The organism is Rubritalea squalenifaciens DSM 18772, assembly GCF_900141815.1.
In the GTDB taxonomy this organism is placed as follows: domain Bacteria; phylum Verrucomicrobiota; class Verrucomicrobiia; order Verrucomicrobiales; family Akkermansiaceae; genus Rubritalea; species Rubritalea squalenifaciens.
The window spans coordinates 287,091-311,028 of sequence record NZ_FQYR01000002.1 but is presented as its reverse complement, the minus strand read 5'-3'; the positions used below and the strand labels follow the sequence as shown (position 1 = coordinate 311,028).

Annotated in this window: 31 protein-coding genes; 29 read left to right on the top strand and 2 right to left on the bottom strand. The window is 53.7% G+C overall.

The genetic code is table 11. The features are described from left to right. Window positions 1-70 precede the first annotated feature (70 nt). The 27 genes from BUB27_RS01390 (at window position 71) to BUB27_RS01260 (ending at window position 17,906) form a co-directional block, all read left to right on the top strand. On the top strand, window positions 71-490 hold the full coding sequence (locus BUB27_RS01390; protein ID WP_143157747.1) for a hypothetical protein: 420 nt from the start codon (window positions 71-73) through the stop codon (window positions 488-490). Continuing rightward, window positions 468-1,013: a hypothetical protein gene (locus BUB27_RS01385; protein ID WP_159434723.1), complete on the top strand. Its 546-nt coding sequence runs from the start codon at window positions 468-470 to the stop codon at window positions 1,011-1,013. Before BUB27_RS01390 ends, BUB27_RS01385 begins: the two co-directional genes overlap by 23 nt. 6 nt (window positions 1,014-1,019) lie before the next feature. Next, complete coding sequence (locus BUB27_RS01380) at window positions 1,020-1,298, top strand: hypothetical protein (RefSeq protein WP_143157745.1); 279 nt, start codon at window positions 1,020-1,022, stop codon at window positions 1,296-1,298. A 36-nt stretch (window positions 1,299-1,334) separates the two neighbouring features. Further along, window positions 1,335-1,766, top strand: coding sequence for a DUF3465 domain-containing protein (locus BUB27_RS01375; RefSeq protein WP_143157744.1), 432 nt, complete (start codon window positions 1,335-1,337; stop codon window positions 1,764-1,766). A gap of 91 nt (window positions 1,767-1,857) precedes the next feature. Then, window positions 1,858-2,202 carry a hypothetical protein gene (locus BUB27_RS01370; protein WP_143157743.1) on the top strand — a complete coding sequence of 115 codons (345 nt, stop codon included), beginning with the start codon at window positions 1,858-1,860 and terminating at the stop codon, window positions 2,200-2,202. Window positions 2,203-2,219: 17 nt separating this feature from the next. Next, window positions 2,220-2,765, top strand: a complete 546-nt coding sequence (locus tag BUB27_RS01365; protein WP_143157742.1) for a hypothetical protein — start codon at window positions 2,220-2,222, stop codon at window positions 2,763-2,765. Window positions 2,766-2,774: 9 nt separating this feature from the next. Next, window positions 2,775-3,230, top strand: a complete 456-nt coding sequence (locus BUB27_RS01360) for a hypothetical protein (RefSeq protein WP_143157741.1) — start codon at window positions 2,775-2,777, stop codon at window positions 3,228-3,230. An 878-nt stretch (window positions 3,231-4,108) separates the two neighbouring features. Further along, window positions 4,109-4,591 (top strand): hypothetical protein, encoded by a 483-nt coding sequence (locus BUB27_RS01355; RefSeq protein WP_143157740.1) that lies wholly within the window; start codon window positions 4,109-4,111, stop codon window positions 4,589-4,591. 5 nt (window positions 4,592-4,596) lie between these two features. Beyond that, on the top strand, window positions 4,597-5,136 hold the full coding sequence (locus BUB27_RS01350) for a hypothetical protein (protein ID WP_143157739.1): 540 nt from the start codon (window positions 4,597-4,599) through the stop codon (window positions 5,134-5,136). Window positions 5,137-5,190: 54 nt separating this feature from the next. Continuing rightward, window positions 5,191-5,781, top strand: a complete 591-nt coding sequence (locus BUB27_RS01345) for a hypothetical protein (RefSeq protein WP_143157738.1) — start codon at window positions 5,191-5,193, stop codon at window positions 5,779-5,781. A gap of 18 nt (window positions 5,782-5,799) precedes the next feature. Further along, window positions 5,800-6,267 (top strand): hypothetical protein, encoded by a 468-nt coding sequence (locus BUB27_RS01340; protein WP_143157737.1) that lies wholly within the window; start codon window positions 5,800-5,802, stop codon window positions 6,265-6,267. A 394-nt stretch (window positions 6,268-6,661) separates the two neighbouring features. Beyond that, window positions 6,662-7,030, top strand: coding sequence for a hypothetical protein (locus BUB27_RS01335; protein ID WP_143157736.1), 369 nt, complete (start codon window positions 6,662-6,664; stop codon window positions 7,028-7,030). A 923-nt stretch (window positions 7,031-7,953) separates the two neighbouring features. After that, window positions 7,954-8,739 carry a CPBP family intramembrane glutamic endopeptidase gene (locus BUB27_RS01330; protein WP_143157735.1) on the top strand — a complete coding sequence of 262 codons (786 nt, stop codon included), beginning with the start codon at window positions 7,954-7,956 and terminating at the stop codon, window positions 8,737-8,739. A gap of 469 nt (window positions 8,740-9,208) precedes the next feature. Then, window positions 9,209-9,589: a hypothetical protein gene (locus tag BUB27_RS01325; protein ID WP_143157734.1), complete on the top strand. Its 381-nt coding sequence runs from the start codon at window positions 9,209-9,211 to the stop codon at window positions 9,587-9,589. A gap of 27 nt (window positions 9,590-9,616) precedes the next feature. Continuing rightward, entirely contained in the window at window positions 9,617-10,051 is a 435-nt protein-coding gene (locus tag BUB27_RS01320) for a DMP19 family protein (RefSeq protein ID WP_143157733.1), read from the top strand. 120 nt (window positions 10,052-10,171) lie between these two features. Next, entirely contained in the window at window positions 10,172-10,498 is a 327-nt protein-coding gene (locus BUB27_RS01315) for a hypothetical protein (RefSeq protein WP_143157732.1), read from the top strand. A gap of 100 nt (window positions 10,499-10,598) precedes the next feature. Then, window positions 10,599-10,826: a PF20097 family protein gene (locus tag BUB27_RS01310; protein ID WP_143157731.1), complete on the top strand. Its 228-nt coding sequence runs from the start codon at window positions 10,599-10,601 to the stop codon at window positions 10,824-10,826. Window positions 10,827-10,853: 27 nt separating this feature from the next. Continuing rightward, window positions 10,854-11,282, top strand: a complete 429-nt coding sequence (locus BUB27_RS01305) for a hypothetical protein (RefSeq protein ID WP_143157730.1) — start codon at window positions 10,854-10,856, stop codon at window positions 11,280-11,282. 92 nt (window positions 11,283-11,374) lie between these two features. After that, the gene (locus BUB27_RS01300; RefSeq protein ID WP_143157729.1) at window positions 11,375-11,824 is read left to right on the top strand and encodes a hypothetical protein; all 450 of its coding nucleotides are present in this window, start codon (window positions 11,375-11,377) and stop codon (window positions 11,822-11,824) included. Window positions 11,825-12,344: 520 nt separating this feature from the next. Then, on the top strand, window positions 12,345-12,857 hold the full coding sequence (locus BUB27_RS01295; RefSeq protein WP_143157728.1) for a hypothetical protein: 513 nt from the start codon (window positions 12,345-12,347) through the stop codon (window positions 12,855-12,857). Between the two features lie 44 nt (window positions 12,858-12,901). Continuing rightward, window positions 12,902-13,354 carry a DUF4279 domain-containing protein gene (locus BUB27_RS01290; RefSeq protein ID WP_143157727.1) on the top strand — a complete coding sequence of 151 codons (453 nt, stop codon included), beginning with the start codon at window positions 12,902-12,904 and terminating at the stop codon, window positions 13,352-13,354. 19 nt (window positions 13,355-13,373) lie between these two features. Next, the gene (locus tag BUB27_RS01285) at window positions 13,374-13,871 is read left to right on the top strand and encodes a hypothetical protein (RefSeq protein ID WP_143157726.1); all 498 of its coding nucleotides are present in this window, start codon (window positions 13,374-13,376) and stop codon (window positions 13,869-13,871) included. A gap of 549 nt (window positions 13,872-14,420) precedes the next feature. Continuing rightward, the gene (locus BUB27_RS01280; protein ID WP_143157725.1) at window positions 14,421-15,170 is read left to right on the top strand and encodes a hypothetical protein; all 750 of its coding nucleotides are present in this window, start codon (window positions 14,421-14,423) and stop codon (window positions 15,168-15,170) included. A gap of 75 nt (window positions 15,171-15,245) precedes the next feature. Next, window positions 15,246-15,554 carry a hypothetical protein gene (locus tag BUB27_RS01275; protein ID WP_143157724.1) on the top strand — a complete coding sequence of 103 codons (309 nt, stop codon included), beginning with the start codon at window positions 15,246-15,248 and terminating at the stop codon, window positions 15,552-15,554. A 17-nt stretch (window positions 15,555-15,571) separates the two neighbouring features. Then, window positions 15,572-16,042: a YcxB family protein gene (locus tag BUB27_RS01270; RefSeq protein WP_143157723.1), complete on the top strand. Its 471-nt coding sequence runs from the start codon at window positions 15,572-15,574 to the stop codon at window positions 16,040-16,042. A 36-nt stretch (window positions 16,043-16,078) separates the two neighbouring features. After that, the gene (locus BUB27_RS01265; RefSeq protein ID WP_143157722.1) at window positions 16,079-16,732 is read left to right on the top strand and encodes a hypothetical protein; all 654 of its coding nucleotides are present in this window, start codon (window positions 16,079-16,081) and stop codon (window positions 16,730-16,732) included. A 754-nt stretch (window positions 16,733-17,486) separates the two neighbouring features. Further along, entirely contained in the window at window positions 17,487-17,906 is a 420-nt protein-coding gene (locus BUB27_RS01260; protein WP_143157721.1) for a hypothetical protein, read from the top strand. A 433-nt stretch (window positions 17,907-18,339) separates the two neighbouring features. On the opposite strand, the gene BUB27_RS01255 is transcribed toward BUB27_RS01260, so the two are convergent. Next, on the bottom strand, window positions 18,340-18,951 hold the full coding sequence (locus BUB27_RS01255) for an NUDIX hydrolase (RefSeq protein ID WP_143157720.1): 612 nt from the start codon (window positions 18,949-18,951) through the stop codon (window positions 18,340-18,342). 56 nt (window positions 18,952-19,007) lie between these two features. Between BUB27_RS01255 and BUB27_RS01250 the strand changes: the two genes are divergently transcribed. Next, window positions 19,008-19,214 (top strand): hypothetical protein, encoded by a 207-nt coding sequence (locus tag BUB27_RS01250; protein WP_143157719.1) that lies wholly within the window; start codon window positions 19,008-19,010, stop codon window positions 19,212-19,214. Window positions 19,215-19,244: 30 nt separating this feature from the next. Here the strand turns inward: BUB27_RS01250 and BUB27_RS01245 are convergent, their stop codons facing one another. Then, on the bottom strand, window positions 19,245-19,946 hold the full coding sequence (locus tag BUB27_RS01245; protein ID WP_143157718.1) for a hypothetical protein: 702 nt from the start codon (window positions 19,944-19,946) through the stop codon (window positions 19,245-19,247). Window positions 19,947-20,183: 237 nt separating this feature from the next. On the opposite strand from BUB27_RS01245, the gene cas9 reads away from it, so the two are divergent. After that, a complete protein-coding gene (gene cas9, locus BUB27_RS01240) occupies window positions 20,184-23,405 on the top strand; it encodes a type II CRISPR RNA-guided endonuclease Cas9 (RefSeq protein ID WP_159434722.1) in 3,222 nt (1,073 codons plus the stop codon). Window positions 23,406-23,938: the final 533 nt, after the last annotated feature.

Below are 23,938 nucleotides of genomic sequence, written 5' to 3'. Positions count from 1 at the left end.
AAGCGTTTCATCGGGCTGGGCTCTATTCTCTATTCGTGATACTAGATTCTCCCCGAAGGGGCTCCCTAACATGATCTGTTCCATCCTCCATCTGCTGGCCTGCTGCGGTATGATCGCCTCGGCGATCTACGGGAAGATGCATGCCCCGGACAGCGCCACGCTCTATCAGCACATGATCGCCAGCACGGCGGTGGCCAGCTGCTTTGCGCTGGTCATCCTCTACAACTACCTGATGGAGACCTTCGTGGAGTACTACAGCGGAGTCCACTACACGGACGGCCCAATGACTCCCCGCCGCCGCGCCCTCATCATCCTTTACCTGCTCCTCACCCTGCTGCCTCTGCTCGGACTAATCCCCGCCATCGGTGGCCACGCCATCCCGATGATCATCATCGGCAGCCTTGCCGCCCTCGCCAGCCTCTGCTCCATCATCGGCTATCTACGCAGAGGGACAGATGAGGATGACGATGACGAGGAAGTGGAATGTTAAGCGCTCACCACACTTCATCATGAACTATCCTGAGCGTTATACCCTTGGCGACAAAGTGAAGACCATCCAGGAGGGTGACCTGGTCTGGTGGAATGAAGGTGTTTGCGTAGGCTTTGTACTTGAGGTCATGGAAGAACCTGCCGCCTACGAAGCCTGGGGGCTGGACGAGCCCAGCATCGCTTTCACCAACCTGCATCCCTTTGAAGCAAACTTTGAAAAACACCCGCAGCACATCGGCTCTGTGGTCAGCGGTGGCACTGTCGTTCTCACGCCCGACCAACTGGAGGACGATGGAGTCGGTCTGCTCTCCCCTCACGAACGTAATGAGCTGGACTGGGCCATTCATAAGGCCAGGTCACTGATAGACTCCTCGCTGAAGGAGCTTCCCTTCTGCGTCACAGCCATCCTGGACATGGAGCGCAATGAGGAAGATTGGATCTTCCACTTTGTCGATACAGAGTGCACGGTACAGAAGACGGTCTGCTTCCCCTTCCGTCCAAATACCAGAGACAGCCCTACTTAAAACCCCATGAAGCCCCGCATCCTACTCCACACCCTTTCCTTGCTGCTGAGTCTGGCCGCCTTCGCCATTGCGGTGCGCGCCTACCAGCTCAGCAACCCCAACGCGATCGATACCCAGATCGATGCCGCCCTGCAGAAGCGTGAGCAAGCCTTTATCCAGGAAGTCAAGCCGCGCCTCCAGTCCATCTTCGAAGCCAATGACCCCAAGTACGGCAAGGACTGGAACCCCCAGACCCTGGAGCAACTGGTCGAACCCATCACCGAGCTAAGCCAGGAAGCGGAGTAAGCCCGTCTCTCCGTTCAGCCCCAGCATCTATTCATCATGAAAGCCTTCCTTGTCACTGCAGCCATTGTTGGAGCATCTGCCCTCTTCTACTTGAATCCCGAGCTGGATCTCGCCTCGGTATCCAGTCCCAGCAGGGACAGCCACCACATCGTAGAAGCCTATGAGAACCACACCAGTGGCAAGCAGGTAGCGGGTGTGGGAAAAGTCACCCGTATCCTGAGTGATGATCTCAAAGGCAGCAGACACCAGCGCTTCATTCTCAAACTAGAGGGCGGTCACACTTTGCTGATCTCCCACAATATCGACCTGGCTCCTCGCATCAACTCTCTCAAGATCGGTGACGAGATAGAATTCTACGGTGTCTATGAGTGGAATAGCAAAGGAGGTGTCGTGCACTGGACCCATGATGACCCCAAGGGCAGACACATCAACGGATGGCTCAAGAAGAACGGCAAAATCTACCAATAGACACCGCATCTCAGGTAATCATTGCCCCATCATGACGGGTAGCTAGGCTCAGCCCAGCAAAGACGAGTTGCCACGATACCTAACAATTCTCATGAGCACACCCTACACCACGCCGCAGACCTCTGCTGAGGTTCCCAGCCTCACAGGCGACCCACGGAGGAAGTTCTGGCTGAAAGTCGTCTGGGCATCACTCGCCGGGGTTTTTATCCCGCCCTTGCTTGGCCTGGGCATCACCATCCTGAGCATGCGTAGCGCCTTCAAGAAACTCTCCGAGTCCGGCACAAGCGACCCCACCAGCCTGGCCAGCGACATCTCCAACTCACTGGATAGCATGATCATCGGCGGTGCGCTATCCACCCTGGCATTGCTGCTCCTTGTAGTCGCCCAGTTCCGCCTCCGTTCATTCCCGAAAGCAGCCAAGAACACTGCATCCTAACACCAAATATAAATCCCATGATCTCAGACATTACCTTCTCTGAACTCCAGCCAGCTACCATCTATGAAAGTGAGCGCTATGAAGCGGTCATTACGCATACACGATTCAGGCCAATAGGCTACTATGTTGAAGAAGAATATGAGGATAAAGATGTGCGCGTCATTTACTATCCGAAAGACGATGAGAAGCCGGATCCTACCTGGATGGCAAAAGTCTTCCCCAAGTCGGCGGACGAACTGATAGATGTATTCAACACGGCCCTCGCCCAGTACTGCGGTGAGGGATGGTGTGGTGAAGATATGCGCGAGGAAATTATCGAGGAATTGTCTGAAGGCGGATTCTTTGAAGACACCGAAAGACTCAAAGTCTTCACAGAGAAAGGCTACCCGCCATTCATCCTCGTCCAGACTATCATCTTTGACCGATACCGGAATCGCCTCATTATCGAGGGACACACAGACATCGATTATAACCTAGACGAGCACGGTATTGCCGTGAAGATCGATGAGAAAGGCATCGAGTTCAACTACAGTGCCGAATTCAAGGTAGGCCGTATCAATTAATAATTTCCCATGAAAACCCCAGCAAACAGTGAAAGCGGGTGGTGGGTCGTCACCTACCTCGATGGCTTCTACAAGCAGAGCGGACCGGGACTGCTGACCAGTCCCACCTTTATCAGGAAATCCTGCATGACGGTACGCTGCATCCATTGGAAGGAAGCCTACAGCAAATGCATCAACTCCTTCCGCAACAAGGACGTCAGCTACGCGGTGTGCGAGGGCCAGCCTGAGCAGCTGGACGGCATGCTGGGCCGCTGGCAATTCATCGGCATCCACTCGCTGGCACCTCTGCCCGAGTCCCCGCAGGACATGCAGGTCATCTCCGGCAGTGAGAGCTACACCCTCCTGCCCCACAGCCACTACGCTCACGACTGTTGTCAGTCCTACAGCCTAGATGAATGCTTCGATGAAATACGGGAGTCCAGAGAACACAGCAACCCCATCGTCGACCCGCGTAATGAATTCTAGCGGAGGTTCACCCGCCATGGCGGGTGAGTCATCGGCCAATAGTCAGGAGTCAATAGGGAGCCCATCCATTGCGATTCGTGGTAAACAAAGTGTTTTAGGTGTTACGTTTTAAGTGTTAGGTGACTGACTAGCCGGAATCAGTCATCAGTAATCACCAATTAGTCATGCCCCGCAGGGGCCTACCCCAAGGGGGTTCCGGAACTTAGCCAGGGGTTGCGAGCCAACGGATCGCTACCCCTGGAACCTCACCCCAAATAGTAGATACGACCCCAACGCGGGTCGCGGATGCTCATCGGTGACATGAGAAAAGCCAACAAGCTCCTCAACAAGTCCCAGTCGCACTAGAGTACAGCACTTCCTCCACCCCTCCGGGGTGGTATAGGTGGGGGGCACGCGTTCCCGGGGTTGCACTTGCCCAAGGGCAAGCTGACCACCGCGCTCTGTTCCATCATCCCTCCGGGATGAAAGCCCTGCTGGCTTGTCATCAGCCATTAGTCAAAAGTCATTGGTGCTCCATCTAGCAGGCAATCCATTTTAATCTGCGTAATCTGTGGCTGAAATGTTTCATCAAGCAAGAATCAGTCATCAGTAATCACCCATTAGTCATGCCCCGCAGGGGCCTACCCCAAGGGGGTTCCGGAACTTAGCCAGGGGTTGCGAGCCACCGGATCGTTACCTCTGGAACCTCACCCAAAAATAAACACGACCCCAACGCGGGTCGCGGATGCTTCATCTAGCCAGGTTTCTTCATGCAGGCCCCAATGACTTATGACCCTTGACCGATGACAAGCCTACAAGGCTTTCATTCGTGGTAGAACCTAGTCCCTTGAAAAACAAAACTTTTCCTAACACCCCATAATAGAAATAATCACCTCACCATGACTGAAGCAGCAGACAGGCCAGACAAGAAAGCAAGGTTTCCCTGGTGGACCATTCCGCTTATCGCACTTGCTTCCATCCGTTTCGAGTACAACACAGAGAGCGGATCACAGCTACAGTTCGACGGCATGATAACCTTCCTTCTCGTCCTAACCATCGTCGCGATCTGCCTCGTGATCGGCATTATCAAAAAAGGGCAGCGTGTCCTGCTTGTACGCGGTCTCATTAGCCAAATACCCCAGAGCCGCTTCTGGATGGCTCTTCCTCTGGTCGTTTTCTTACCCGCTATCGGCTACCGCAGTGTATCCGGCCTCCTTTCTCCTGATGACCCTAACCAACCGTACCACTATCAATGGGATTTCCAATGGGGTGCTCATCCGCTGCACATCTGGTTCATTGTCGGCACAATCATTCTACTTTTCCTACACACCACGAGCCTGACCATCAAAGAGATGGAACGCACCGCTCTCCAGAAAGACTAGATACCATGAAATCCCTACTCATCCTGCTGGCTTGCTGCCAGCTCGCTCATGCCGAGGCCCCTGCCGCCATCGGCAAAATCCTTGCTACCGAGGACCACGCAAGCATCCTCCAGAATGAGGAGGCTCTCCCGGAGATCTTTGACTACCTACTCGAGCACCCTGAGCAGGAAGACACCTGGAAGGCCCTCTGGAAATTCCGTAAACATACCGACGCCGGCTTATCGCTCCAGTACAAGCGCTACGCCCACATGGCCGTCGCCAAGAATGGCAAGATCTTCTGGCAGCGCTACCTCTCGGGCAATGAGGACGCCCTCCACCTACTGGTCGATGCCTTCCGCCACGATCCCACTTCCTTCGGCGAAGACGTCCGCAAAGCCAACCAAACACTCATAGCCATCCTCGCCCTCGGTGACCTTATGGCTATCAAACACCCACAGTTCAGCGACGAAAGCAAGCGCCACCGCTTCGCCGATATATGCCTTCAAGCCCACTACCTCGAGTGGAGCAGCCGCTACGCGGACATCCTGAAAAAGAAGAAGGAGTAATTTTTTCTAACAAGCATCTCCTCAGCCAAGGTAACTATTCTAGGTCTTCGACCCATGCGAGTGCGTAAATTCAGACTAGCCCTCTTTCTCTCTCTGACTGGAGGCTATCTCATCTATATACTCTTCATGTGGCTGAGTGTGGATCGGCACTGGAAGCTACACACTCAGTCGGAGATTGAGGTAGAAAACGTCCTGAGGGAAATCGATCTCCAGCTGCGCCCGGGTGAAGGCTGTGTACTGGAGATTCCGGTGCATCACTTCGATGACGAATCCTTTTTTCATAGGAACCATCAAGCAGGAACCCTCTACCTGCTCTTTAAAGAGGGCTTGCCGCCAGGCTCACCCGTTCAGCCGGACCAGATAGTCTGGTCTGGTCACAAGATCCTGAAGCTCTTGGCTGTTGATCCTGATGACCCTATCAATCTGAGAGCCACGCTAGTCCATGAGGATGCAGACAAGCCGGTGGTCAAGGTCTCAGGAAACCTATCACTCAAGCATTGGTACCCGGTCGACCATCTCTCTGAATTCTCTGAAGAGGAGTCTGATCCATTCACATTTGATGAGCTGTACGGCGTGAAGATCGTCTGGAGGGGAAAGTCCAAGTCATTGACCTTCGATGACAGAGAGCAGAAGCTCGATCATTAAACTGCCGGATCCCAAACCATGCGCCGCTTCCTCAAAATTTTCTTCCTCAGCATCCTCACCCTCATTGTCGCGGGCCTCTTGCTGATGCGCTATGTGGTGATGCCCTCGGAGGGCTACCCGAGCTGGCAGGCCGTGCGTAACATCATGCAGCGTGACGGGGAAATACGCATCTCCTTCCCGGAGGACGTGACCATCCTGCACGCCGAATGCAGACACCCACAGGCGATCACCGGCATTCAGGGCCAGCAGGTCATCACCAAGATCGGCTATGCCTGGAGCAAGGTGAAGGTCCGGCTGAAGAAAGCCGATGGCAGCGAGCTCGACATCGTCTTCCACCCACAGAAGCTCAACAACTGGAACCGCATCCACTATCTCCCCAAAGATCCGGGAAATTTCGATGCTGGATTCCTGAAATACGAAAACAGCATCGAAAAAGACGCCCACGACATCACCTTCCCCGAGCAGACCGCCGACGCCGCTCAATAATACATCTAACAAAAACATCACCCCTTCGGGCTTGCCATCAGCCACTAGGGTTCCAACTAGCCAGGTTTCTTCATGCAGGCCCCAATGACTTATGACCCTTGACCGATGACAAGCCTACAAGGCTTTCATTCGTGGTAGAAAAAGTTTCATCATGCCGGGCTGTATTCTCTATTCTAGATACTGGATTCTCCCCGCAGGAGCCAAGCAGGCAATCATTCCTAATCTGCGTAATCTGTGGCCAGTAAAGTTTCATCAGGCAGGACTGTCTACTTCACACTTCCTACTGAACACTCCCTGCGGGGCTTGCCGCCGCAGGACCAAATCAGGACTTGAAGAATAAACGCGCAGCCACTAACACAGGGGCGTCGTTCTTCCACTCTATCCCTGATTCTCTATGCCTAGCTCTGGTGAAATTATTCTCGGTTTACTAACCTGCCTCGTCATCGGTCTGGGTATTGCCAGCGAAGTCCTTTGGAAACGCCGCCTCAAGGCCCACAGCCAAGTCACCGGCGTCGTGATCGACCATGATCGCATCAGCGGGGAGACCTACATGAGGATCCAGTATCCCTTCGGCAGCCACACCATCGAGCACGTCGCCGAGTATGCCAAGGTGCTCCCGGTCGGCACGACTGTGCCCCTGTTAGTTTCTCCGGACGGGCAAAAGGTGATCCACCTCTCCACCCTGAACCGCTGGGGCTTCACCATCGGCTCCTTCTCCCTAGGCTTCATCTTCCTCTGCTCCCTCATCATCACCAGTTTGTAGGTGGTCATTCGTCAATGGCCATGAGTCATTGGGGATCTTCATACCAGCCTCACAGCTTAAAACAGAGCGTAGCGAGTAGCTAGTAGCAGGTAGCCAGAGAACCCCAACGGGGTTCCGGAACTTAGCCAGGGGTTGCGAGCCGCACGGTCGCTACCCTTGGAGCCTTCCCCAAAAATAATACGACCCCAACGCGGGTCGCGTATGATTCATCAAGCCGGGCTTCTTCAAGCAGGCCCCAATGACATGTGACCCTTGACCGATGACAAGCCCACAGGGCTTCCATTCGTGGTAAAGAAAGCGACCCATCGACAGCCGCTCCGTCTAACATATAGCACCAATCAACCACCCACCTGGGTGTTTTTTTGTGCCCGGGTTTGATCCCAAAGGGAGCACAAGCCTTCCTCCACCCCTCCGGGGTGGTATAGGTGGGGGGACCTGTTCCCGGGGTGGCGCTCTCTTCGCTCGCTGACCCCGCGCTTGTTCCATCATCCCTCCGGGATGCAAGCCCGCAGGGCTTTGCTTCATCTAGCCAGAATCAGTCATCAGTAATGCCCCGCAGGGGCCTACCCCAACGGGGTTCCGGAACTTAGCCAGGGGTTGCGAGCCAAAGGGTCGCTACCCCTGGAGCCTTCCCCAATAATAATACGACCCCAACGCGGGTCGCGGATGCTCCATCTAGCAGGTAATCTGTTCCAATCTGCGTAATCTGTGGCTGAAAATGTTCCATCCGCAGGGTTCCATCGTACACAATCTTTCCGTGCCTTCCGTGTCTGCCGTGGTGGAATCCGTGATCCCGCACATCACCACACTGGGAAACTAGGTAATGACACCAATCACTTAGCGTGATACAGTTAGGTTGCTTATTTATCGTGGCGTTGTGTGTTTGCCGCCGTGGTAAGAGGTGAACCCCCTGTGTCCGTATCATGAAAAACCATCTCTCCCCTGGCCCGCGAGTGGCCCCCTCCGTTGGAGCCGCCATGGGCGTCTTCATCGCCTACGTGCTGCTGGTCAATGGCATCCAGTACGTATCCGGCATCCCCTACACCGAGTTTTTTGCCACCGCTGGCAATGCCTGGAAATCTGCCAATGCCTCGCTGGCCGCAGGCTGTGTGCTGCTGCTGGCCTTCGCCTTCTGGTCACGCTGGGACGGCATCTGGCGCGACGACAAGCCACACCGGATGACGGGCGTCATGTGGATCGCCCCCGTGGTCTTCGTCCTCGTCATGCTGAGCCGGCTCGTCTTCAAGCTAAGTGCCGGGGTGGAAATGAGCCTGCTGCTGGCCATCATTGCGGCCGGGGTAGGCGTGGGCATCGCCGAGGAACTGCTGTTCCGCGGGATCATCCTGCGCGCCCTGCGCAACAAGGGACGCTCGGAAGCCTGGGCCATGCTCTGGTGCAGTGTGTGGTTCGGCCTAATGCACGCCACCAATGTCTTCGTAGGCTCGCCGCCCTTGCTCGTGGCTGGCCAGTGCGTGCTGGCCACCATCTCAGGCATGACTCTCTATCTCTTCCGCCGCTCACGCGGCTGGCTCCTCACCGGCATGATCGCCCACGGCATCTGGGATATCTCCACCTTCCTGCCCGCTGCGGAGAATAACAGTACCGCGCAGACGGCTGAAATGGCCTTCTTCTTCCTCATCCCGCTCGTAGGCCTCATCAGTGGTATCGCCGCCTTCCGCTACGACCGCAAACAGGCCAACAATCCCTGAGACATAGAAAATATTTGTTAGGCAAAACCGGAATTTAATAACAAGACCCACCTTCCTCCACCCAATCGCCCGTTGGGCTTGTTATTGGTTAATACTTATTTGTTAATAGCCCTGCCAGATGAAACCTGAGCGAACCGCGTAGAGATGCCCTTAAGACCATCATGCTGGGATCCATCTGCCCCGTTTTCGTGAGATTCGTGCGATTCGTGGTAAGAAAAAAATACCCACCAACAGCCGTTCCATCATGCCAGCAATCATTCCTAATCTGTCTAATCTGTGGCTAAAATTGTTTCATCTAGCCAGAATCAGTCATCAGTAATCACCAATCAGTAATGCCCCGCAGGGGTTCCATCGTGCCAGCAATCATTCCTAATCTGCGTAATCTGTGGCTAGAAAAGTTTCATCGTACTGGCCTGCATACTTCAAACTTCCTACCCTCAGCTCTTCCTGTATGCTCTCCGTAAAACCTATGATCACCAAAGTCACCTCCCTGTTCCTCCTGTGTTTCCTTTTGCTCCCGCTCGCCAATGCTGGCGAGGCAAAAGTCATCGCCGATAACGCCAGCTACACCATCCAGGAGCGCCAGACAGACGACAAAGCGAAGAGCCTGTTCCACATCACCGGCAAGGTAATCGATGCCCAACAGGGGCTGAGCTATATCTATGAAATCGCCAAACTTTGCGACCAGAGAGGCTACCAGTACTTCACCTTCAAACCGGAAGCATCCGGCAAGTGGGACGAGGTCAATTTCTACAAAACCAAGCCCAAGGTAAAGGCACACATCTTCTCAGCCAAACAATGCCTCGAGGACTTCAAACCACTCAATCCCAAGAAGGCGGAGCAGGAGTGAAATCCCACCATCAACTCAATATCCACTATGTCCTGGAACCTAGAGAAAGTAATTACCACCAGTGATGATTTTACATTGTTTAGCGCAGTCAAAGATCTGGCATTTGATGCTTACTACGCAGATAGAAATCAGGTCACCCCGGTGCAAGCAGTCGTCATCGATGCTTGGTGTGCCTCAGGAATCATTGGAGGGGATGGATTATGGCTAGGTAATTATTCGCGGGACGACCTGAAAACCTGGTCTGAATCCTACAAGAAACTCGGTATGAATCAGTCTGCCGAAGTTTTACTTACAGCAGCCACAATACTTCCGGATGAAGATGCCGATGAGACCGACGAACTGTCTAAGAAGTTACACTCTCTCGAAACCGTCTACTATGAGGAAGACAAGACCCTCAGCCAAGTGGTAGCTAGATATATTAGAGACAACCCAGACCAAGCCATCAAAAAGCCAGAGAAATAGCTGGAGTGAGATCCCAGCATCACGCTTCAGGAATCAACAGACGTTAAACAGCGTACTTACACACGACGTATGGCCCGCTATTGGAAAGAAAAGCTCGATACCACCAAGCACAGAGATTTCATGAGTACAGTACATATTGATGGAATGCCCCTATATCCACCTCGAGACAACCTGTTAGATAAATGGGTTTACTTCGCAGAAGCCGACGGCCATCAGCTCCAATTTATCTCTCGCGATCAAGTCCAAGAGGCACTGGACTACTTCTCACTTAAGATCCATGCCTCGACCATGCATGAAGGCATCGATCTCGAGCACTATTGGCAGTATTGGCACGAGAGACTCCCCAAAGGAATGCATAGTCAACGCAGCAAGAAAATCTGGATCCCCACATTGCAGAAACTCCTATCGGCCATTGATACAGATAAGGTTCAAACTCGCTTGTCTTGACCGCTCTCATTACGAGCTTGTCCCAGAAGAAGATCGCCGTAATCTAGCAGACAGGCTCAATGGCCATATCCATTAACCCAATCTAACAAAGAACCAACCCATGAGCAAAGAACGTCAATGCCCCTGCTGTGGATCAGCCAAGCTGGAGCCTGGAAAAGTCCAGTCCAGCGGCAAAGTTTATTTCCGCCCGGAGAACACCAAGTTCCTCACACTCGGCACCAATGATGTAGAACTCTCTGCCAACCTCTGCATGGACTGCGGCTACGTGATGCTCATCGGTGACATGAGAAAAGCCAACAAGCTCCTCAACAAGTCCCAGGCGCACTAGAAAACTTGCGCAGAGAATAGTATCCCCATGGCCACGTCACCCTTCATTCACATTCACTCACGAAAGTTCCCTATTCAACCAGAGGAAGCAGATGAATCAGTGAATGAGGGTATCTACGGGAAAGCTCTCGCAGACTATCTTGCCGAACAGTTGAGAACCAGAGGCTACCAAGTACCTTTCACTTGTGGCGAGGACTGGGGATGGTGGGTCGAAATCCTAGGACAGCCCTACTCGTTAGGCTGTTGTGTGTACGGTGCCTCTGACGCAGACGAAAATCCAGAACTCTGCGTGAAAATCAGCCGCGATCCTGAACGGAAGTGGAGCATTCTAAAGTTCCGCATGATCGATACCCACGCTCGTGTAGGAAAGCTCCAAGAGGACTTGAAGGCAATATTCACAGCAGACCCCGATGTCAAAATGATTGGGCTAAGCGAAGAATTCCCACTCTGGCAATAAGGCAGGCCTGAATACTTTCTACTTCCCGCTGAACCCTCCCCTTAGGAGCCCCTCTAGCTCAAAGGGACACACCAATCAGCAAGTTTCACATCATGACACCTTCACCACTTAAGCTTCTCATCATTACCCTCTTATCCATCAGCCTGTGCAAGGCGGACGACATCAATAAGGCAAACAATCTAGCACGTGAATACTGCCAGAAGGAATTTGCCTACATGGGGAGCTATGGAGAGCGGGACTCCAGAGTGGTTCATGGAAAGATGTACCTGCACAGAATGCTCGAACTCAATGACGCCAAGCTCAATGCTTACTACGCCAAGCACTGCATCAATCAGGAAATCAGAATGTACCAGAATTTCCTCAGCACCAAAAAAGCGTGGAAAAATGCAAATATGACCGTGGAACAGCAGAAAGATTTTACGCTGATCCTCGAGAAGCTCCAACGAGACTTGGCTATCATCGAGAAACACTATCCAACGGACTACGACGTGTTCGATAAATTGCCCAAGCCACCTTTCCCTAAATTATCTCCAGAGAAATAGAAGTAAAAGAAGACGGCACCGCCCTCTGGTACGTGTACCTGAATTACTAGCTCCCGACCTCCATGTGCTTCTGGCCTTCCTCCACCCCTCCAGGGTGGTATGGGTGGGGGTGACCTGTTCCCGGGGTGGCGCTCTCTTCGCTCGCTGACCCCGCGCTACCCTCCATCACCCCTCCGGGGTGTAAGCCCGCAGGCTAGCCACAATCAGTCATCAGTAATCACCAATTAGTAATGCCCCGCAGGGGCTCCATCGTGCCAGCAATCATTCCCAATCTGCGTAATCTGTGGCTAAATTTGTTTCATCAGGCGGGCCTTTATCCTACCCGCTTTTTCCTCCACACTCCCCGCAGGGGCTCCATCTAACCAGCCTTCCGTTCCTTCTGTGAATTCCGTGGTGGAATCCGTTTCATCCAGCCCTTACTCGCGCAATTCGTGGTTAGAAATTCCCTCGTCAAATCCCCACCCACCACGCACACTCCTTTGCAGATCATAGCATCATCATTCACCTTAAAACACCTAACATGAAAAACCTACTGACTATTGCCGCCTTGTTGTCCCTAAGCTGCTCTCTCCACGCCAAGGAGCTGAAAGCAAAACCCTTTCCTAGCTCTGACCTAGCTTCCTACCTCAATCTCTACGCAGCCTCTTTTGAACTGACAGCATCCGGTAAGCAAGAATCATTCGGATCACGGATCGTGGTCTATCTGGATGGCAAAGAGATCGCCTCAAGCACTCTCAGCCAAGACGGGACTGGTGCGGGGAAACGCGCCAAGCAGGAGTACTCGATCGTGCTGGAAGACAACGAGGAAGGCATCAAATTCTGGATTCAGCACAATAACGCTAGCCGTCGCGGCCTCTTAGAAATTCCTAAGAAGCATCGCCCAGACACGTTTCTCCCCACTCCCGCCATTAACAAGGACGGTAGCATCACCTTCGCTGTAAAAGACACTGACAATGGCTTCAACGATGAAGACATGGCACCAAGCACAGGCCATCTCGTCATCGTACTGGAGACCAAGGAAAGCCATGAATAGATGCCTGGAAGCCAAATCCCCAGCCACCACGCACATTCCACACCATGCTGTCTGAGGATGAAAAATGGTTCGCTGTCAGCCTGCGTTTCGTAGGGGATGGCCTGGACCCCACCAAGCTGGAAGCCCTGCTTGGCATGGCGCCCACCACGGTAAGAATAGCCGGGCAGAAATGGAGCGGGAAGCAAGGCCGCAGCTATGGCCCCGCCCGCACCAATATCTGGAGCTACCGCTCACCCACCCCCAGCCATCTGGGATTCGAGGAGCAAATCCAGTCCCTGCTCCAGAATCTCTCCCATTGCCAGGATGCCATCCGCCAGCTTGCCCAGTCTGACCAGGTGGAGGCTGAGATCTTCTGCAGCTACAGCAGCGGCAGTGGCCAGGGCGGCGATACCCTCAGCACCCAGACCCTCGCCCAACTGGCAGGCCTAGGCCTCTCACTCGGCCTGGATCTCTACCCGCCCGATAGCGAGCAAGTCACCCAGGACGATGCTCTCTAACATTTCTACCACTCCACCCATGCAAAAGACATTACCATACACGATGGCAAGCATGCTTTGCTGCGTGGCCTTGCTCACTCTAACAGGATGTAACCAGAACAAAACGTCTTCTCAAACCGAGGTGAGCCAGAAACACATTTCTCCAGAGAACCTCTTTCGTGACCGGATTGAAAATGATCATAAAATCGTATTTGCGGATACATTAATGGTTGGAGCTGGAGGTTCAAACTTCGATAGTATCGAGTTCTTGTTCTATCCCGGCTCAAAAGTCATAATGAAATCTTATGCATATAGCATTGTGGACCATTCGGGTACTTACCAGCTAGATCAAAATCAGGAACTGACCATTCACATCCCTAAAATAGATATCCCTACCTTGGTTCTAGCCTACGATAAAGACCGACTGATCCTAAAGCGCAAAGACGGGCTAAGAGAATTCAAGGGATACTGGAACATATACCCCGAAGCCATCGAGAAGCTCTTTCCTCTCGAAGAACAGCCTAGAGACACACAATAAGACTCAAGCCTTCCTCCACCCAAGCGCCCGTTGGGCTTGTTATTGGTTAATGCTTATTTGTTAATGGTCCAGCCAGATGAAACCTCCGCGACCCGCGTAGAGATGCCCTTAAGACCATCATGCTAGGTTTCATCCAGCCCGTATTCGTGAGATTCGTGCGATTCGTGGTAAACAAGGCGTCTTAGGTGTTACGTTTTAGATGTTAGGAGATCGACTAGCCAGAATCAGTCATCACCAATCAGTAATGCCCCGCAGGGGCCTACCCCAACGGGGTTCCGGAACTTAGCCAGGGGTTGCGAGCCATAGGATCGCTACCCCTGGAACTCATTCCAAATACAATACGACCCCAACGCGGGTCGCGCATGCTTCATCTAGCCGGGCTCCATCAGCAAGGGCTTCATCCAGCCCGATTCGTGAAATTCGTGCGATTCGTGGTAAGAGAAAAATACCCACCAACAGCCGCTTCATCGTACTGGACTGCATACTTCACACTGAACACTCCCCGCAGGGGCCAACCTTCTGGTACTTCCGTATATTCCGTGGTAGAAAATGCTTCATCTAGCAGCCTTTTTCCTCTTCAAAGATAACACCATGAAGCCCTATCTGATTCTCCTCCTCTGCCTCATCCTAACCAGCGCCGCGCACTGCCAGCAGGCGCAGTCCTATCACCAGGCCCAGCACGGCTTCAACGGCGGCCTCCACCGCGTGATCGACCTCAGCCGTCAGGACGGATTCGTGCAGGCCAAAACGCTGGATGATCTTTCCAAGCTGGCTCACAAGGTACCCGGAGCCATCGGCTTCACCGCGCATCCGGATTTTGAGAAAGGCGTGCGCTATGCCCATGCCATCCTCTGGTACGACCGCCTCTCCCGGACCAATCAATCCTGGCCGCTCTACCTCTTCGACCAAGAAGAAGCGCGGAAGCAGCCCGGTGACGACGCCAGCAAGAGATCCCAGGCAGCCGCGGAAGATGCCATCATCAGCGAACTCCTCGTCGCCCAGCAAGCCATCAACAAGACCGGGCAGGACGGTATCATCCTCACAGGGAAAGAACATGTCACCAGCGTGCTCGCCTATGCCATCGTGCGGCTCGGCGGGAAGATCCGGCATCACGGGCGCTTCGGAGCGGCCTGCACCGGATGCCGCAGCGTGGTCCCCGGCGGCAATACCCAGCATTGCGGCAAGGCCATCCAAGGGATCGAACACTGGAGCTGCTGCGGCCAAGCCAAACAGAAAACATTCTGCAAGTACTGGGAACTCAGATACAAGACCTACCTCGAAACCAGCCCCAAACCATAGGCCAGACTAAGAGCAAATCACTCTAGCCTGCCTTTTTCCTTTCTCCTTCATCCATCTCACTTCAACAATCCATCTATGCCTCAAGACTACGAACTCACCCCGCAGGAAAACAGCTACATCAGCCACCTGCGTTCCTTCGCCGCCGTGGCCGACTGGCGCATGACCGCGCTCGATAGCACTGGCGTGGAATTCACCCGCAAGAAGACCTACTCCAACTCCACCCTCATTGTTGGTGGCATTCTCCTCCTCGCCGCAGGTATCGGCCTTCTCCTGCTTATCTGGGGCATCTTCGAATACCTCTGCAAGAGTGACGAGATCCTCTTCATCCCCATGCAGGACATCCGGGAAAAATCGGTCGATACCGACAAGTTCAAGTGGAAGTGAGCCCCGCTACTCAAAACATGGATACCCCAGAAACTATCACACTTGAGTACGAAGCTACGCAGACTCTTGTCAATAAATCCGCCTCTCGATTCGTCTGGCGAAAGGCTGGGCCTTGGTTAATTATCTTTGCCTTGGTCGCGCTGGGATGCCTGTCAGCTCTGATCATGGGTGGACGTGACTGGTACCTCTTTGTGGGGTTGATCGTTCCTGCCTATTATATCTTCGGATGGAGCAGGTACTACTACCTGGCCGATACAAACTTCGCGGTTATGACTGACCGTCAAGTCACCATCCAGCTCACCGAGGAACATCTCACCTTCCATACCTCTCAGCACCAATCGACAATCAAATGGGAGCTAATCACCGGCGTCTGGAAGTTTCGCGATGTCTGGCTCCTTTTCACCTACGACATGGACCACTACACGATGATTCCCACCACGATCCTCAACAATGAGACAATCCAGTTCATCGAGTCCAAGATAAAATGAGGATCATCCGACTCATACATGTTTCACACCAACATCATGCATCCACGTTACAAGGAATGGTTAGTCTATCTCTTTGAACACCCGGTCACCGATCCTGCCTGGCACTGGGATCTGGACGCCCCGGAATTTGACGGTAGCAATGAGGACTTTGCCATTTTGATCGGCGATACTTTTACCCATAGCGGCACAGACCTACTACCCTATAGCGATGCACAGGTAAACCAAGGTCTCTGGTTCCTGTTATCTACAGCCTGTTCAGACTATTTCTTTGCTCTGAAGTCTGCAGAAGTTCCCCTTGAGACACGACTTGCCTCCATCCGCTCTATTATCAGGCTATATCAGGACTGCTTTATGCGGCGTTGTTCGCGCACGCTCAGCCATCTTGATCAAGAATCCCAGAGTCCCCTCAATGCCATATGCTACATGTTCTGGGATATCAATGCACTTGGTTACACAGGCGATGTAGCCGAATCCCGGGAGACAGATGACTGTATTTTCTCCGTGCTCGCACAGACACTCCAGCTCGATCACCCGGCGTGCCAGGAAGCCGCCATCCATGGCTACGGTGAACTCAGCTGCTACTATCCAGAGCGCTGCATGAAAGCGATGGACAACTATCTCGCTGGCGAGATCGACAGCCCCGAACTACGCAGCTATGCGGAGCGCGCCCGCACAGGTGACATTCTCTAAGAATCCGGCTGACCAAACTCCACAATAATAATCTAGAAGCCTACGACCAGCACACCTTTCCCCTAAACCACCCACCCGGGTGGTTTTTTTATGCCCGGGTTCTATCCCAAAGGGAGCACGATCCTTCCTCCACCCAAGCGCCCGTTGGGCTTGTTATTAGTTAATGCTTATTCGTTAATGGCCTGCCAGATGATACCTTCGCGACCCGCGCAGGGATGCTTTTAAGACCATCATACTGGGTTTCATCTACCCCGTATTCGTGCGATTCGTGGTAAACAAGGCGTCTTAGGTGTTACGTTTAAGATGTTAGGAGATCGACTAGCCACAATCAGTCATCAGTAATCACCAATCAGTAATGCCCCGCAGGGGCCTACCCCAACGGGGTTCCGCAACTTAGCCAGGGGTTGCGAGCCCCAGGGTCGCTACCCCTGGAACCCGTCCAAAAAAGAACACGACCCCAACGGGGTCGCGCATGCTTCATCTAGCTGGGTTTCATCTATCCCGTATTCGTGAGATTAGCGCCATTCGTGGTAAGAGAAATATACCCACCAACAGCCCGTTCCATCGTGCCAGCAATCATTCCTAATCTGCGTAATCTGTGGCCAGAAAAGTTTCATCGTATTAGACTACATACTTCAAACTTCCCACTGAACACTCCCCGCAGGGGCTCCATCTAGCCCGCACAGGTGACATTCTCTAAGAATCCGGCTGCGCCACGCGTTTCTCCTCATGAACCGTGACTCAGCTAGGTAACATGAAACCACTCATCTTCCGTCTCTCCCTGGTAGCGATCGGGGTCGCTCTAGGACTCTACCTGTCCACCTGGTACCAGCGTTATCCGGCCTACAGCCACGGTAGCGTCACGCATTTCTGTAGCTGCATCGAGGAGAATCCGGAGTACCAGAATGAAGTGCTCGACATCACCTACCAGATCAACGCTGCCATTGATCAGAAAACAATAGCTTTCGCCAGTGAGCATGGAATCTCCGCTACCGACTTTCGGGCCCGCATCATTCCCCACGGCAATGGCAACTATGAGAAAGTCCTCTGGTGCTCTAACCGCACTGACAAAGTCTACGAGCTCCTGCCCGCCTACGGGGAACTCATCCAAGAATGCTTCCAACCACACGACGCCTTCATGGAAAAAATCCACGCCGAAAAATTCCAGTACTAAGCCATCTAACAAACAACACCAAACGACCACCCGTACAAGCGCCCGTTGGGCTTGTTATTAGTTAATGCTTATTCGTTAATGGTCCTGCCAGATGAAACCTGAGCGACCCGCGCAGGGATGCTTTTAAGACCATCATGCTGGGCTCCAACTAGCCCGATTCGTGAGATTCGTGCGATTCGTGGTAAAGAAAGCTACCCATCGACAGCCCGCTCCATCTAGCAGGAAATCCATTCCTAATCTGCGTAATCTGTGGCCAGAAAAGTTCCATCAAGCAGGCCTGAATACTTTCTACTTCACACTGAACACTCCCCGCAGGGGCTCCATCTAACCAGCCTTTCTGTCACTTCCGTGTATTCTGTGGTGGAATCCGTTTCATCCAGCCGGAATCAGTCATCAGTAATCACCAATTAGTAATGACCCCGCAGGGGCTCCATCAATCACAGGGCGTGGCCATGCCCGTTTGCTGAGCGGCCTGTACGCCTTGCAGGATGTCCTCGGCTAGCACCCGGTCTAGCGAGAGCTCTGGCAGGTCTGCCGGGTCAAAGAAGGCGATCTCGGAGATTTCCGTATTCTCCAGCGCTTCACCACCCGTGACCTTGGCCGTGAAGAAGAGCTTGTAGATGCTCACCGGATATTTCGGCTGATAGGGATGCCTGTCACGATCCTTCAGGGCATAGAGACGCCCTACCTCCACCTGGTAGCCGGACTCTTCCAGTACCTCCCGGGTGATGCCCTCGATGGGCGATTCATTCTGGTCCGCCCACCCGCCTGGCAATGTCCAGCGGCCGCATGCCCGCTCCCTCACCAGCAACACCTTGCCATCCTTTACCACGCAGGCGCGCAGATCCACCTTCGGGGTGGCGTAGCCTTCCTCCGGAAAGAAAAACTTCTCGATCTGCTCCGTGGAGGCATCGCTCTCCATGCCATAAAGCTGAGTAGCGATTTCTAACAATCTTTCGTAGCGCTCACGGTCATAGGCATCCCGTGTGTAGTGGAGCCCCGTCTGTGCGATCGCACGGATCTCCCTGATCAGTTCATGTAGCATCCTATTCTCCGTTCTAACAAATATGGTTGAGTCATCTAAAGTCTTAGGGTTTACGTGTGAAGTCCCAACTAGCCAGGTTCCATCCCGCCCGTATTCGTGAGATTCGTGCCATTCGTGGTAAAGAAAGCTTCATCAAGCAGGACTTTATCCTTCCCGCTTTTTCCTCCACACTCCCCGCAGGGGTTCCATCTAACCAGCCTTTCTGTCACTTCCGTATATTCTGTGGTAAAATCCGTTTCATCATGCTGCCCAATGACTCATGACCCTTGACCGATGACGAGCCCTTGGGCTCCTCATTTCCTGCGGCTGGACACCACGCGGTAGGCACGCACCTTGCGCTCCACCTCCAGCTCATCGGTGTAGGTGAAGGAACCATCCTCCAGCACCCAGGCGCCTACCTCATCGCCATCGACGATCGGTCCCCAGTCGCCACGGATCAGCACCGGCTGCTCGTACTCAGTGGAGAAGGACCAGCGGGTTCCCACCTGCTTGGCACGGCCGAAGGCATTCGTCTCATAAGTGGGCACCTCCACGCCGGGACTCATCCAGCACAGGATGCCCTGATCAAAGCTACGCAGCACTTTCAGCTGGCAGGGCATCTTCTCACGCTGCTCCTGCTCGGACAGCTCCTTGGCGATGCGTTTCTCCAGCCGCTGGTCGAGAATCAGCTGCTTCCTCTCCTTGCCCGCCTCGTTGTAGGCATTCAGCGCGGCGGAGATCTGTTTCTGTTTTTCCTGCTGCTGCTTGCGGTAGGCCTCTGCCTTGGCCGCATCAAAGCCGCCCAGCTGCTTCTGCAGCTCCTCCGGCAGCTTCTCGTAGCCCACCTTGGCCATGCCCTCCGCATGCATCAGCGTGATGCCATCCGGACTCACCTTCGTCACCGTCACCGAGCGATAGCCTTTGCCATCCTTCAGAGTCAACAAATCAAACTTCTGCGGCTCTGCCTGCAACGGCAACAAGCCCAGCCCTATCAGCGGAATTACAAAACGAAACATGCGCCAAGGTAACTCCAGAAAAAGCCGATTTCAACACCGTAGATCCGAACAGGCTGTTCGCTTCCCCATGCTTGGAACAAGTACTCCCTAAAAATGAGCAAAAAAAAGGCGGGATGCTCCGTAGAACAGCGCCCGCTAAATCTGATTATTGCTACGAAAAGAACAACAAACAGTGATCAGTTACCAAACGCAGAATATGCTTGGACAGCCGCGGGGTCAACCTATAAATGTTCTAACATGAATCCTTCCAAATATACTCTCGGGCTGGATATGGGTGTCGCATCTATCGGCTGGGCAGTAGTCTCTCAAGAAGACAAATTTATCGACTGCGGTGTACGTGTCTTTCCTGCAGGTCTAGACAACTTCAACTCAGCCAAGGAAAAGCACCCGAATATGGACAGGCGCAGCGCTCGTGGGATGCGCCGCCGTATCCGCCGCAAAGCCGAGAGGAAAAAGCTCATCAAAGGGATTCTTCAACAGCTGGGCTGGATGCCCAAGGACCCCGTAGCCCTTGACCAGTGGATGGCCATGGATGTCTATGAACTCCGTTCCCGTGCCATTCATGAGCAGATTAGCCTCGATGAGCTAGGCCGTATCATCCTCCACCTGAATCAGCGCCGTGGCTTCCTCTCCCTGCGCAAGGCCGAGGAAGACAGCAGTGACAAGGAGACGCAGGGCATGCTTGGGGAGATCAAAGAATTCCAGAAAGAGATCGATAGTAGCGGCGCCCAGACTGTCGGCAATTATCTCTACCAGATCTATCAGAAAGAAGGCATCCACACGAGCCTCAGAAACAGGAACAACAACAGACGGCTGAACCGCTCCATGCTCTACCATGAGTTCGACCTCATCTGGAATACCCAGCAGGCCTACTACCCGGATACCCTGACGGAGCAGCTACGCTACGGCAGCCTGGGTAAGAAGGAAAAGCCGACCAAGGTAGTCAAACCTGTTCCGCTAGAGGACGGCAGGAACCTACTAGACCAATTCGGTATCGAGAACCTCACCTTCTTCCAGCGCAAGGTCTACTGGCCAGCCGGTTCCATCGGTCAATGCGAACTTGAGCCTGAGGAAAAGCGGGCCCCCGTTGCAGACAGACGTTTCCAGGAGTTCCGCATGCTTCAGGAGGTCAATAACCTCCGTGTCCTGGATGACTCTAACCCGCGCCATCCTGAGGAAAGAAAACTCACTCCTGAAGAGCGCAATGCAACCATCGCCTACTTGACTGGGAAGAAAGAAGTCACCTTCGATGCGCTGAAGAAACACCTCTGCAAGCACCGCGCGCTCCAGGCATCCCTACCTGATTCCCCCGCCCAGCTAAAGTTCAACCTCGAGGCGGGAGGCAGAACCAAAATTTCCGCCACCCCCACAGACCATACCCTGAGCGCCCGAAAAACGCTGGCTAAGGATTGGAATGCCCTGCCGGAGGACACAAAGAACCGCATTGTAGAAATACTGACCGCTCCTGCGGCCACGGATGATGACATAGCAGAAAATCTGTCGACTCTCTCAGAACTTACAGATGATCAGCGCGACAAACTCCTGAGAACCGTCCTTCCTTCCGGCTATTGCAATCTCTCCGTCGTGGCCCTAGAAAAACTCCTTCCCCATATGCGGCAAGGCAAGGTCTACATGGCCAAGGATCAGTCGGACTCCGCCCTCCACGCCGCTGGCTATAAGCGGCGTGACGAAGAACAGACCTCCACCTTCGACCTGTTGCCCAACTTCGCACAACTGACCGACCCTAAAAGCAGCTTCTACGATCCTCACCAGGTCATCATCAACAACCCGGTAGTCCTGCGCTCCCTCACCGAGCTGCGCAAGATTGTCAACGGCCTCATCCGCAAGTACGGCAAGCCGCACAAGATCCACCTGGAAATGGCCCGCTCGCTCAAAATGAGCCCCAAGCAGCGCTCCGAACACCAGAAGAGAAACAGACAACACGAGAAGGAACGGGATGCCGCCCGCAAAGACATCGAAAAGCTGGGCATCATCCCTAACAACGATGCCATCATTCTCTACCGCCTCTGGAAAGAACAGGACAAGCTCTGTGTCTACTCAGGGAAACCCATCAGCATTTCCCAGCTCTTCAATGGCGAGGTGGATATCGACCACATCTACCCCTTCTCGCAGTCGGCAGACAACTCGCTGTCTAACAAGGTAGTCTGCCTGTCACAGGAAAACCGGGACAAGGGGCAGCGCCTGCCCTATACTTGGCTGGCCCATAGCGATCCTGAAAAGTATGAAGCCGCCCTCCAGCGGGCCAAGAAACTTCCCGGCGGCAAGTACAAGCGCTTCATCGCCCAGCAGATACCCGAGGGCTTCGTTAACCGGGACCTCAATGACACCGCCTGGATGGCCAAGGCCGCCCGCCAGTATCTCTCCCACCTCTTTGAGCGCCCCCACCACATCCTCTGTACCAAGGGGAACCACACCTCCACCCTGCGAAACCAGTGGGAGCTGCACTCCCTGCTGCGTCATGACGAACTGGACCTCAAGAACCGGGACGACCACCGCCACCACGCGCTGGATGCCATCGTCATCGCACTCTGTACCCAGGACCGCATCCAGGAAATCACCCGCAAGCTCAAGCACGAGCTGAAAGTCAAGGAAGCACGGGAAGAAGGCAAACGCGTCTTCCACTTCCGTGCCGAGGGAGAGAGGCTGGAAATCCCCTGGCATAACTTCCGCCTGGATGTCGCCGAAAGGCTCAATTCCATCTGGGTATCTCACCGCCCTAGCAGAAAAGTCTCCGGCGCACTACACAAGGAGACCAACTACGGTAAGACCGCCGAGGGCAAACTTGTCCTCAGAAAACCCGTCCAGTCCCTCAGTAAAAAAGAAGTGGAAGGCATCTGTGACGATACTATCCGGGATATTGTGAGAAGCTATATCCATGAAGCCGGCGGAGACCTGGCCGCGCTCAAAGCCATCTCGGCAGACGCCCCGCTCACCATGCCCTCCGGCATCCCGATCAGAAAAGTGCGTACCGCCATTCCCTACGCCCACATCACGATTCGCCCCGGCAGCCCGCATGAGACACACGTGCAGTCCGCCTCCACCCACCACCTCGCCATCTTCAGCCTGGGAGAGGGGAAATTCCACTTCGAGCCAGTCACCCTCTATGAGGCCACCCGCCGCCAGCGCCACCGCGAGCCCCTGGTCCAGAAAAGCTACGCTGACATGCCGCCCGAAGCTGAATTCCTCTTCCACCTCTGCTCCGGAGACTCCATCTTGGCAGAGATAGACGGCACGGATCAGTTGTTTGTCTTTAACACCATGGCCACCTCCACAGGCCAAGTCTGGTTCGCCCATCACACCGACGCCGCTCAAGGGCACAAAGACCCGGATACAGGCCAATCTCTGCTCCGTTCCTGCATGCCTGGTAGTTTTGCTAAAAAATTCCCAAATGCCCGTAAAGTCACCGTTCTCCCCACCGGGGAAATCCGAGACGCTTGATTGAAATATTCAGTAAAAAGGGGACGTGGCCATGAAATCCACGCCCCCTCAGGTAACTGATCACTGCTTGCGGTCAATCCGCAGCTACACGTACCTATTATTGCTGATGATCAATAACCAGTAAGTGTGTAGGTAATTTGACATTAAATACCTTCTTTTCAAGAAACAATTTAAACCATACACGTACCTTTTGTTTGACGTAAATAAACATCCTGCTATAAGCAATTTATGTACCGATTATTATGCTATAGGAGGGACGGATCGGTTCAAGCTCTCCCCTACCCCTCCCAGGACCACCAGTGAGCGGCTCTAATTCTAGCTAGAACCGCTCACGGGATCAAAGAGCCAAAAATAGACTCAAGCCTCCGCAAAAAATGCTCACAACATATCCTTGCGGGGGCTTTTATCATTACACAAGTAGACCTAATAGCAAGCCATAGCTACGAGACAGTGATAGGTTACCATCTCGATCGGATCCCCGTCCGCTGCCGCGCTGCTGCGGATTGACCGCAAGCAGTGATCAGTTACCATCA

Excerpts from the sequence above, each read along its gene's own strand:
- BUB27_RS01280 (WP_143157725.1), top strand. The coding sequence starts at position 14,421 with ATGCTTCATCTAGCAGCCTTTTTCCTCTTCAAAGATAACACCATGAAG.
- BUB27_RS01380 (WP_143157745.1), top strand. The coding sequence starts at position 1,020 with ATGAAGCCCCGCATCCTACTCCACACCCTTTCCTTGCTGCTGAGTCTG.
- BUB27_RS01300 (WP_143157729.1), top strand. The coding sequence starts at position 11,375 with ATGACACCTTCACCACTTAAGCTTCTCATCATTACCCTCTTATCCATC.
- BUB27_RS01255 (WP_143157720.1), bottom strand. The coding sequence starts at position 18,951 with ATGCTACATGAACTGATCAGGGAGATCCGTGCGATCGCACAGACGGGG.
- BUB27_RS01260 (WP_143157721.1), top strand. The coding sequence starts at position 17,487 with ATGAAACCACTCATCTTCCGTCTCTCCCTGGTAGCGATCGGGGTCGCT.
- BUB27_RS01315 (WP_143157732.1), top strand. The coding sequence starts at position 10,172 with ATGAGTACAGTACATATTGATGGAATGCCCCTATATCCACCTCGAGAC.
- BUB27_RS01310 (WP_143157731.1), top strand. The coding sequence starts at position 10,599 with ATGAGCAAAGAACGTCAATGCCCCTGCTGTGGATCAGCCAAGCTGGAG.
- BUB27_RS01320 (WP_143157733.1), top strand. The coding sequence starts at position 9,617 with ATGTCCTGGAACCTAGAGAAAGTAATTACCACCAGTGATGATTTTACA.
- BUB27_RS01360 (WP_143157741.1), top strand. The coding sequence starts at position 2,775 with ATGAAAACCCCAGCAAACAGTGAAAGCGGGTGGTGGGTCGTCACCTAC.
- BUB27_RS01305 (WP_143157730.1), top strand. The coding sequence starts at position 10,854 with ATGGCCACGTCACCCTTCATTCACATTCACTCACGAAAGTTCCCTATT.
- BUB27_RS01350 (WP_143157739.1), top strand. The coding sequence starts at position 4,597 with ATGAAATCCCTACTCATCCTGCTGGCTTGCTGCCAGCTCGCTCATGCC.
- BUB27_RS01285 (WP_143157726.1), top strand. The coding sequence starts at position 13,374 with ATGCAAAAGACATTACCATACACGATGGCAAGCATGCTTTGCTGCGTG.
- BUB27_RS01275 (WP_143157724.1), top strand. The coding sequence starts at position 15,246 with ATGCCTCAAGACTACGAACTCACCCCGCAGGAAAACAGCTACATCAGC.
- BUB27_RS01345 (WP_143157738.1), top strand. The coding sequence starts at position 5,191 with ATGCGAGTGCGTAAATTCAGACTAGCCCTCTTTCTCTCTCTGACTGGA.
- BUB27_RS01325 (WP_143157734.1), top strand. The coding sequence starts at position 9,209 with ATGATCACCAAAGTCACCTCCCTGTTCCTCCTGTGTTTCCTTTTGCTC.
- BUB27_RS01375 (WP_143157744.1), top strand. The coding sequence starts at position 1,335 with ATGAAAGCCTTCCTTGTCACTGCAGCCATTGTTGGAGCATCTGCCCTC.
- BUB27_RS01270 (WP_143157723.1), top strand. The coding sequence starts at position 15,572 with ATGGATACCCCAGAAACTATCACACTTGAGTACGAAGCTACGCAGACT.
- BUB27_RS01365 (WP_143157742.1), top strand. The coding sequence starts at position 2,220 with ATGATCTCAGACATTACCTTCTCTGAACTCCAGCCAGCTACCATCTAT.
- BUB27_RS01340 (WP_143157737.1), top strand. The coding sequence starts at position 5,800 with ATGCGCCGCTTCCTCAAAATTTTCTTCCTCAGCATCCTCACCCTCATT.
- BUB27_RS01355 (WP_143157740.1), top strand. The coding sequence starts at position 4,109 with ATGACTGAAGCAGCAGACAGGCCAGACAAGAAAGCAAGGTTTCCCTGG.
- cas9 (WP_159434722.1), top strand. The coding sequence starts at position 20,184 with ATGAATCCTTCCAAATATACTCTCGGGCTGGATATGGGTGTCGCATCT.
- BUB27_RS01330 (WP_143157735.1), top strand. The coding sequence starts at position 7,954 with ATGAAAAACCATCTCTCCCCTGGCCCGCGAGTGGCCCCCTCCGTTGGA.
- BUB27_RS01335 (WP_143157736.1), top strand. The coding sequence starts at position 6,662 with ATGCCTAGCTCTGGTGAAATTATTCTCGGTTTACTAACCTGCCTCGTC.
- BUB27_RS01390 (WP_143157747.1), top strand. The coding sequence starts at position 71 with ATGATCTGTTCCATCCTCCATCTGCTGGCCTGCTGCGGTATGATCGCC.
- BUB27_RS01265 (WP_143157722.1), top strand. The coding sequence starts at position 16,079 with ATGCATCCACGTTACAAGGAATGGTTAGTCTATCTCTTTGAACACCCG.
- BUB27_RS01370 (WP_143157743.1), top strand. The coding sequence starts at position 1,858 with ATGAGCACACCCTACACCACGCCGCAGACCTCTGCTGAGGTTCCCAGC.
- BUB27_RS01290 (WP_143157727.1), top strand. The coding sequence starts at position 12,902 with ATGCTGTCTGAGGATGAAAAATGGTTCGCTGTCAGCCTGCGTTTCGTA.
- BUB27_RS01245 (WP_143157718.1), bottom strand. The coding sequence starts at position 19,946 with ATGTTTCGTTTTGTAATTCCGCTGATAGGGCTGGGCTTGTTGCCGTTG.
- BUB27_RS01385 (WP_159434723.1), top strand. The coding sequence starts at position 468 with ATGACGAGGAAGTGGAATGTTAAGCGCTCACCACACTTCATCATGAAC.
- BUB27_RS01295 (WP_143157728.1), top strand. The coding sequence starts at position 12,345 with ATGAAAAACCTACTGACTATTGCCGCCTTGTTGTCCCTAAGCTGCTCT.